The sequence below is a fragment of the Planctomycetota bacterium genome (genome assembly GCA_026387035.1).
Classification (GTDB): domain Bacteria; phylum Planctomycetota; class Phycisphaerae; order FEN-1346; family FEN-1346; genus JAPLMM01.
This window is the reverse complement of the sequence record JAPLMM010000102.1, coordinates 1-5,990: the sequence shown is the minus strand read 5'-3', so window position 1 is coordinate 5,990 and position 5,990 is coordinate 1. Positions and strand designations below refer to the sequence as shown.

The following is a 5,990-nucleotide window of genomic DNA, read 5'->3' as shown; positions in this document are numbered from 1 at the left end:
ACGCTCGAGGTGTAAAGTTCCATCGCGCCGACGTCGGCGGTCTTCGCGCCGGGAGAGCCGCGGTCCACGAAGTGCACCAGCACGGGGAAAGATTCCCAGGCCGGGTCCGCCTTTCCGAGCGGCGGCATGTAAACGGCCATGTTGTAGGACTCGACGCCGAGATGCGCGTAAACCTTGAGGGCGCGGTGGACGGCCGGGGCAAGGTCGGGTGAGTCGAACCGGTCGGCCACGAGCACCAGTTCCTTTTCCTTGACGGGCGTCAGGTGCGCCAAGGCGGTTACGTTCCCCCACCGCGCCGCCAGGCCCAAGGCGTCATGCACCCGCACCAGGTCGTCGAAGTAATTCGTCTTATGGGCCTCGCGATACGCGAGCGCGTCGCGCCGCAGCCGTTCCACCTTCGCGTAATGGAACTTGCGGGCGACGGTCATCTGCGCGTGGCCGTGGATGATGCTGGCCGCGGCCTTCCACAGGCAATTCCACATGAGAAAGAAGTAACGGGCCTCGGCGTCCTCGGCGTGGACCTTCTCGGCCCAGGCGCGGCTGGTGGCCAGCAGGTCGGCGACTTCGGCGACCGTGAAGGCGTCGCTCTGAAAATGCAGGGGCGAATGGTCCTCGAAGATCACCAGGCCGTGCCAGGCGTCGTACGCCGCAACGTTGGCGGCCGTCTTCGTGCCGATCCGGCCGAAGGTGTTCTCCGGCGTCAGTTCCATCGGCCGGCAGAACGCGCACTTGCCGCGGGCGGCCTCGATCTCCTTCTGAAGGTCCGAATCGTCTTTGGCCTCGATCGGCCTGAGGGCCCGGATGGCGTTGAAGAGCGTCCCCTGCCCGGTGACGCGGTTGACGACGTGGACGATTGTCTGGTGCCGGATGGCCGCCAGGATCTGATCGCGCGTCGGAGCGAGGTAGGCGAACGCCTTGGCGATCCAGTCCTCCATCGCCTTGGGCGGAAGGACGCGCGCCTCGCCGACCGTGAACTCAAAGAGCTGATCGAAGCGTCGGCGAGCGCCAGCGTCGAGGGCGTTGACGGCCTCTTCGAGGTTCGTGATGCGTCGGGGCATGGGGAGTCCTTTCGTAGGACGAAAGACCGCGCCCGCCCCAGCCTTCGCCCTTTGGGCTACGGCGGGCAAGCAAGGCGGGCGGCTAAACGGGTCATTCACACGGTGCGCCGCCGGGAGGCCCGCCGGGCGCGCTCACGCCTTCGCCACCTCGTCGAGGACGGGCAGAAGATAATCGCGCGAGACGACGTCCCACGACATCTGGCGCGCCAGGTCGTATCCGCTCCGGATGAAGGCCTCGCGGCTCTTGCGGTCCGTCGGGAGGAGCTTCAGGATCTCGCCCGCGACGCGGTTGGCTTCCTTTTCCTCAACGGCGTCGCGCTCCTTGGGGCCGATCGAAAGGACGTTGTGCAGCCCGCCGTCTTTCGCGATGCGCGTGTAATCGGCCACGAGAACGTTCGGGACGGGCCGGCCGCCGGTCACCTTCTCGACAAACCCCGCGCAGCCGCAGATGTTCGTAATCACGCACAGGCCGCCGAACGAGAGCGGTTCGAGTTGGGCGATGCCGAACGGCTCGTAGATCGACTGGCCGAACTCGATGTCCGTCCCCTTGCGGATGTCCAGGAAGTCCATATCTTCCGGCATCTTCAGGCCGCACATCGCCCGGTTCCAGCCGAACTGGTTGACCAGGATGACCTTGATTTGTCGGGCGCAGGCGTTGAACTTCTGCATGTGGACATAGAAGTCGGCCTCGCCGCCCGAGAGGTCGGGGTGCCCTTCCCGGTGGCCGACCGGCCAGGAGTACCGGGCTTCCATGTCGAGGACTTCGTGGCCCTTGCGCGGGGCGCCGAGTTGGCTGGACAAGAGATACAAGACGCCGGTCCGGCCTGTCTCGCGGAACTTTTTCTCCAGGTGCCAGAGGACTTTCAGGTCCCTCCACATGCCCTTCGACAGGGCCATGCGCGTCACGTGGCTGAAGACGAAGTCCGGCCGGAACTCCAGGATCGCCTCCGTGTACTTCTGGAGTCGGGCCCTGGACTGCTCGACGTCCTCGACGGAAACCTCGTAGGCCGGGACGCCGTTGTAGGCGAGGCGAATGTTCTTGTCGGCGAAGTCGGCCGCCATGAACTTCATCTCCTCCAGGACGTAGTCGCCGACGCAGAGAATGGCGTCGCAGAACCGCGCCGCCGAGACCAGCGCGTGCTTGAAGAACGGCGCCTGCAGGCCGAACACGTCCTCGACGAACTTGCCCTTGGCCATCGCCTCGGAAAGAACGTTGTAAAACATCGTGTCGTGTCCGGGATGGCCCTCGACGATCCGCCGCATCGTCGCCACCTCGTGGGCGTAGAAGATCGTGCGGTACGCGCCGGAGTCGCGCGCGATGGCCGCCAGCGCGAGCGGCATGCCCATGAACTCGTGCGCGAGAATGATCGCAGGACCGTCCGACGCGGCCCCCAAGGCGTCGAGCGCCGCCAGCCCTGGACCGGCGAGACGCACGTACTGCTCGTATTCCCACTCGCGGTACAGATCGCTCTTGATCCCGAAACGCTCGAAGAGCATCCGCTTCACTTCGCCCAGGCGGTCGAGGTTCGCCTGGCCGACGTCCACCAGGACCACCTCCGGGCTCGATTCGACGCCGGTCGCCTTGTCGCGGAACGTCCGCCGGCCGTACACAATCCGCACGCCGTAGCGCTCCTGGACCGGACGGAACCTGGCGGCCCAGCCGCCGTCATCCGCCCCGCTAACTCCCGAATAGAGGACCTTGCCGTTCTTCGCCAGGAGCGCCTCGTCCTCCGGCCCGCCGAGCGGGCCGACCAGGATCGACCGCTTGACGCCCTCGTTGTAAGTCTTGGCGGTGAAGAAGCCCTGAAGCACCGCCCCGATGCCGCCCACCTTCTGAATCGCTTCGTGCGTGACGTGAATCACCGTGCTCATGCTCGACCCTTCTGCCGGTCCGAAACCTTTTGCCCCCGCGCTGCTTGCCGGAACGCAAAACGCTCGGCGAAGTCGTTCGCCGAGCCGAGTCGCCCGCGGCCACCGATGCCGACGGCCCGAGGCGTCCCCGCCTTGTTATCGGAAAAGGCGGCGCAAAACTTTCCTCTTTCAAGCATCGTCGGCGGCGTTTCCCCGCTCGATCCACCGCGCCGCGCCCGCCTCGAGGAGCGTCTCGGCCAGTCGCACGCCGATTGCCGGCGCGTCCGCGGCCGAACCTTCCGCCCGCTCCCGCAGACTCGCACGCCCGTCCGCGCTCACCAGATACGCCTCCAGCGCGAGGCGCCCTGCCGCGTCCACCGTGCCCAAGACGCCGAGCGGCGTCCGGCACCCGGCCCCGAGCCGGCGCACCAGCGCCCGCTCCGCCGCCACCGCCCACCGTGAGGCCGCATCGTCCACCGCCCTGACGAGCCCGCGGACCCGCTCGTCGCCCGCGCGGAACTCAAGACCCAGCGCCCCCTGCCCAGCCGCTGGAAGCGCCACGGAAACCGGCACCGTCCATGCCCGCGCGTCCACGAGCCCCAACCGCTCCAGGCCCGCCCGCGCGAGCACCGTCGCGTCGCACCGGCCCGCCTCCAACTTCGCCAGGCGCGTCTTCACGTTGCCCCGCAGGTCCGTGAAGCGAAGGTCCGCCCGGGCCGCCAGCAGCATCGCCCGCCGACGCGGACTCGACGTCCCGACCTTCGCCCCGCGAGGCAGGTCCTCCAGGGATTGCCCGGCGGAAGTCAGGAGACAATCCCGCGGGTCCGCCCGCGCCGGAACGGCCGCCTCGACCTCCAGGCCCTCCGGCACGCGCGTCGGCACGTCCTTCATCGAATGGACCGCCAGGTCAATCCGCCCCGCCAGAAGCGCCGCCTCGAGTTCCTTGACGAAGACGCCCACCCCCAACCCGGCCGGGGCGGCGGCCAGCGGCGTCGCGCGGTCCCGGTCGCCCGCGGTCCGTATCTTCTCGATGCGGACTTCCAAGTCCGGCCAAGCCTCGCGCAGGCGCGCCACCACCCACTCGGTCTGGACGAGCGCCAAGCGGCTCGCCCGCGAACCCACTCTGAGCACCTCGGCCATGGACCCTCCGGGCCGCACCCTAATGAAACGGCGGGCGCGATGCAAGGCCCCGTCGCGCCGTTCGCGCCACTCCTGCGCGCCATTCGCTGTTCAATCCGCAATTCTTTTCATTGACCCGCCCCGCCCGGCGCGGGAAACTCAGACGGTCAAAGAACACATCGGTCCCAGGAGGAGACACTTATGCTCGCCGAAGAAGTCGCAAAAGTCGTCACGCAGGTGGACCTGATGAACGCGGTGGACAAGGTCGGCCGCCTCGTCATGGTGATCCTCGCGGTCCAGATCCTGATGGGCATCGCATGGACGGTCGCCCACCGGCGGATCGCGAAGAACCAGATTGAACTCGCGAAACTGGTGCGAGGCGAGTGCTGCCAGGGCGGCGGCGACTGACCGCCGACGGCGCGTCAGGGAAAGCACGGGTGCCATGCCCACCACGGGCGGGTGAACTTCCGCTCTTGTCCGGCGTAGTCCCGGCGCGCCGGGGCGAAGACGGATGCGAAAGCATGGTCCTGCCGCGGGGTGTGCTATGCTCGACCCAGGTCTCATCCGCGCGGAGCCCGCGCGCGTCCAGGCGGCGCTCGGTCGGCGCGGCATGGCGGCGGAGGCGGTTCAGGGGGCGGCGGAATGCGACGCCCGCTGGCTCGCACGCCAGGCGGTGGCCGACGCCCTGCGCACCCGCCGACGCCGCGCCAGCGAGGAAGTCGCCCGCGCCAAGGCCGCCGGCGAGCCCACCGCCGACCTCGAACGCCTCGGCCGCGAGGCCGCCGACGAACTCCGCCAGGTCGAGGCCGACCTCGCGCACCTCCAGGCCGAACGCGACGAAACCCTCCTCGCCCTCCCGAATCTCCCCGCCTCCGACGTCCCCGAAGAAACGATCGTCCTGGAGGAACCTCTTTCCCTGCCGACGGCCGCCGGGCTCACCCACGCGGACCTCGTGAAGGTGCTCGACCTCGCCCACACTGCCGCCGGCCACGGCACGGCCCGTGGCCGTGCCAGGGAGGCGTCGGCCGGAGGAGGCTTTCTCGTCTGGCGCGGGGCGGGGGCCAGGCTCCTCGGGGCGCTCGATGCTCTCATGCTCCAGGTCCACACGCGCCGGTTCGGTTACGAGGAAGTCCGCTGCCCGTCGGTCGCGACGCGCGAGGCCCTCGAAGGGTCCGCCCACCTGCCGGCGCTCGAAGAGAAGATGTACGCGGTGCTCGCGCCCGGCACGGACCGCTCCCTTGCGGTCGCGGCTAGCACCGGCAACGACTTGTTTCTCGCCCCCCGCGCGGAGCCGCATCTGGCGAACCTCTTCCGCGGACAGGTGCTTGATGCCGGCGCCCTGCCCATGAGGTTCGTCGCGTCGGGCCCGGCCTTTCGGCGCGAGTCGGCCCACGGCGGCGCGAAGGGGCGCGGCCTCTTGCGCCTCCACGAGTTCCCGACGGTCGAGGTGTACGCCTTCACGAGGCCGGAGGAATCCGAGGCGGAACTCGCGCGGGCCGCCGAAGCGGCGACGGCGATCCTGGCGCTGCTCGAGGTGCCACACCGCCGGCTCCTCCGCGGCGCGCGGTCCTTGAGCCACGCGGCCGCGAAAACGATTGACCTGGAGGTGTGGGCGGGCGCGACGGAGCGCTGGCTGCCCGTCGCGGCCCTTTCGTCGTTCACCGATTACCAGGCCCGCCGAACCGAAACGCGCTACCGGGCCGCGGACGCTAAGCCGCGGCTCGTTCACACCGTGGGCGGGGCGGCCGTGGCGATCCCGCACCTCGTGGCGGCACTGCTGGAGAACGGCCAGGAAGCGGACGGCTCCGTCCGCCTGCCGGAGGCCCTCCGGCCGTACATGGGCGGCCTGGACCGCCTCCGCCCGCCCGCGCCGTCCGACGTGCACGGCACGAAGGGGTAAAAAAGACCCCGTGCGGGATCCCCCCACCTCCGCACGGGGGTCGTTGTCTGCGGCCGTCCTGC

The 5,990-nt window shown here is 69.3% G+C and carries 5 protein-coding genes; 2 read left to right on the top strand and 3 right to left on the bottom strand.

From position 1 onward, the window contains the following. The 3 genes from NTX40_03660 to hemC form a co-directional block, all read right to left on the bottom strand. On the bottom strand, positions 1–1,058 hold a 1,058-nt coding region (locus NTX40_03660), incomplete at its 3' end, for a hypothetical protein (GenBank protein ID MCX5648182.1). A gap of 132 nt (positions 1,059–1,190) precedes the next feature. Then, a complete protein-coding gene (locus NTX40_03655) occupies positions 1,191–2,930 on the bottom strand; it encodes a hypothetical protein (GenBank protein ID MCX5648181.1) in 1,740 nt (579 codons plus the stop codon). Positions 2,931–3,098: 168 nt separating this feature from the next. Next, positions 3,099–4,049 (bottom strand): hydroxymethylbilane synthase, encoded by a 951-nt coding sequence (hemC, locus tag NTX40_03650; protein ID MCX5648180.1) that lies wholly within the window; start codon positions 4,047–4,049, stop codon positions 3,099–3,101. 180 nt (positions 4,050–4,229) lie between these two features. Between hemC and NTX40_03645 the strand changes: the two genes are divergently transcribed. Both NTX40_03645 and NTX40_03640 read left to right on the top strand, forming a co-directional pair. Continuing rightward, complete coding sequence (locus NTX40_03645) at positions 4,230–4,436, top strand: hypothetical protein (GenBank protein MCX5648179.1); 207 nt, start codon at positions 4,230–4,232, stop codon at positions 4,434–4,436. Between the two features lie 136 nt (positions 4,437–4,572). Further along, on the top strand, positions 4,573–5,928 hold the full coding sequence (locus tag NTX40_03640) for a hypothetical protein (GenBank protein MCX5648178.1): 1,356 nt from the start codon (positions 4,573–4,575) through the stop codon (positions 5,926–5,928). Positions 5,929–5,990: the final 62 nt, after the last annotated feature.

Coding starts and splice junctions, on each gene's coding strand:
- NTX40_03645 (MCX5648179.1), top strand. CDS start 4,230: ATGCTCGCCGAAGAAGTCGCAAAAGTCGTCACGCAGGTGGACCTGATG.
- hemC (MCX5648180.1), bottom strand. CDS start 4,049: ATGGCCGAGGTGCTCAGAGTGGGTTCGCGGGCGAGCCGCTTGGCGCTC.
- NTX40_03640 (MCX5648178.1), top strand. CDS start 4,573: ATGCTCGACCCAGGTCTCATCCGCGCGGAGCCCGCGCGCGTCCAGGCG.
- NTX40_03655 (MCX5648181.1), bottom strand. CDS start 2,930: ATGAGCACGGTGATTCACGTCACGCACGAAGCGATTCAGAAGGTGGGC.